1 protein-coding gene is annotated in these 2,040 nt (G+C 70.9%); it reads left to right on the top strand.

Features of this window, described 5'->3' with window-relative positions:
• Positions 1–151 precede the first annotated feature (151 nt).
• Positions 152–1,954, top strand: coding sequence for an aspartate--tRNA ligase (gene aspS / locus G6019_RS14125; protein WP_182627839.1), 1,803 nt, complete (start codon positions 152–154; stop codon positions 1,952–1,954).
• The last annotated feature ends 86 nt before the right edge of the window (positions 1,955–2,040 follow it).

The following is a 2,040-nucleotide window of genomic DNA, read 5'->3' as shown; positions in this document are numbered from 1 at the left end:
CGCGCCGGGCGTCGGCCGCAGCCGACGCCGGGGACACCGGGGGGTGGACGTAGACTGTGCGTCGTCCGAACCCGGGTCCGACCGCACGAACCGCGGCGGGTCCCGTCGCCGTTCGCCGACCATCCAGCATTCCCGACGAGAGGACCACCCCGTGCTGCGCACCCATTCCGCCGGCCAGCTCCGAGCCGCCGACGCCGGGGACACCGTCACCCTGGCCGGCTGGGTGGCGCGCCGCCGGGATCACGGCGGGGTGATCTTCGTCGATCTCCGTGACTCCACAGGCGTGTGTCAGGTGGTGTTCCGCTCCGAGGAGATCGCGGAGCGCGCGCACCGTCTCCGGAACGAGTTCTGCGTCGCCGTCACCGGCGTCGTGGACCGCCGCCCGGAGGGGTCGGAGAACCCTGCTCTCGCGTCCGGTGAGATCGAGGTCGACGTGGTCTCGTTCGAGGTGCTCGGCGAGTCCGCGGCGCTGCCGTTCCAGCTCGACGACGAGGTGGGAGAGGAGGCACGCCTCCGTCACCGCTATCTCGATCTCCGCCGTGAGGGTCCGGGTGCCGCACTGCGACTGCGGTCGAAGGTCAACTCCGCCGCGCGGATCGTCATGGCACGCCACGACTTCGTCGAGATCGAGACCCCCACCCTCACCCGCTCCACCCCCGAGGGCGCGCGCGACTTCCTCGTCCCCGCACGTCTGCAGCCCGGCACCTTCTACGCCCTCCCGCAGTCGCCGCAGCTGTTCAAGCAGCTCCTCATGGTTGCCGGGATGGAGAAGTACTACCAGATCGCCCGCTGCTACCGGGACGAGGACTTCCGGGCCGACCGGCAGCCGGAGTTCACCCAGCTGGACGTGGAGATGAGCTTCGTCGACCAGGACGACGTGATCGCGGTCGCGGAGGAGATCCTCACCGAGGTGTGGGCGACGGCGGGCTACGAGATCCAGGCCCCCATCCCGCGGATGACCTATGCCGAGGCGATGCGTCGGTACGGCTCCGACAAGCCCGACCTGCGCTTCGACATCGAACTGGTCGAGTGCACCGAGTTCTTCGCCGACACGCCGTTCCGCGTGTTCAAGGCCCCCTACGTCGGCGCGGTGGTCATGAAGGGCGGCGCGTCGCAGCCGCGACGTCAGCTCGACGCCTGGCAGGAATGGGCCAAGCAGCGCGGAGCCAAGGGGCTGGCCTACATCCTGGTCGGTGAGGACGGCGAGCTGGGCGGTCCTGTCGCCAAGAACCTGTCGGACGCCGAGCGGGCGGGCATCGCCGCCCACGTCGGCGCGGAGCCCGGAGACTGCATTTTCTTCGGTGCCGGGGCCGTCAAGTCCACACGCGCGCTCCTCGGCGCGGCCCGTGGCGAGATCGCGGACAAGCTCGGACTGATCGACCCCGAGGCCTGGGCGTTCACGTGGGTGGTCGACGCGCCCATGTTCGAGCCGGCCGACGACGCGACGGCCGCCGGCGACGTGGCGGTGGGCTCGGGCGCGTGGACGGCCGTGCACCACGCGTTCACCTCTCCCAAGCCGGAGCACCTGGACACCTTCGACACCGACCCGGGCTCGGCCCTGGCCTACGCCTACGACATCGTGTGCAACGGCAACGAGATCGGGGGCGGCTCCATCCGCATCCACCGCAAGGACATCCAGGAGCGGGTGTTCGGCGTGATGGGCATCTCCGCCGAGGAGGCGCAGGAGAAGTTCGGCTTCCTGCTCGACGCCTTCTCCTACGGCGCGCCGCCGCACGGCGGAATCGCGTTCGGCTGGGACCGCATCTGTGCGTTGCTGGCCCGGACCGAGTCCATCCGCGACGTCATCGCCTTCCCCAAGTCCGGCGGCGGTGTCGACCCGCTCACCGACGCCCCCGCTCCCATCACTCCGCAGCAGCGCAAGGAGTCGGGAATCGACGCCGCGCCCGTGACCCGCGGTCAGGGGACCCAGGCGGAGCGCGCGTCAGCCGGGTAGTCGGTCCCCGGCGGCCCGGCGGTCAGAGGTGGAACGCCTCGAGCGCCGGGCGGCCGTCCATCCCGGAGTGGTCGAGCCCGAACAAC

The sequence above is a fragment of the Dietzia sp. DQ12-76 genome (assembly GCF_014145045.1).
In the GTDB taxonomy this organism is placed as follows: domain Bacteria; phylum Actinomycetota; class Actinomycetes; order Mycobacteriales; family Mycobacteriaceae; genus Dietzia.
The sequence above is the reverse complement of the archived record's forward strand: the minus strand, read 5'-3'. Positions and strand labels throughout refer to the sequence as shown.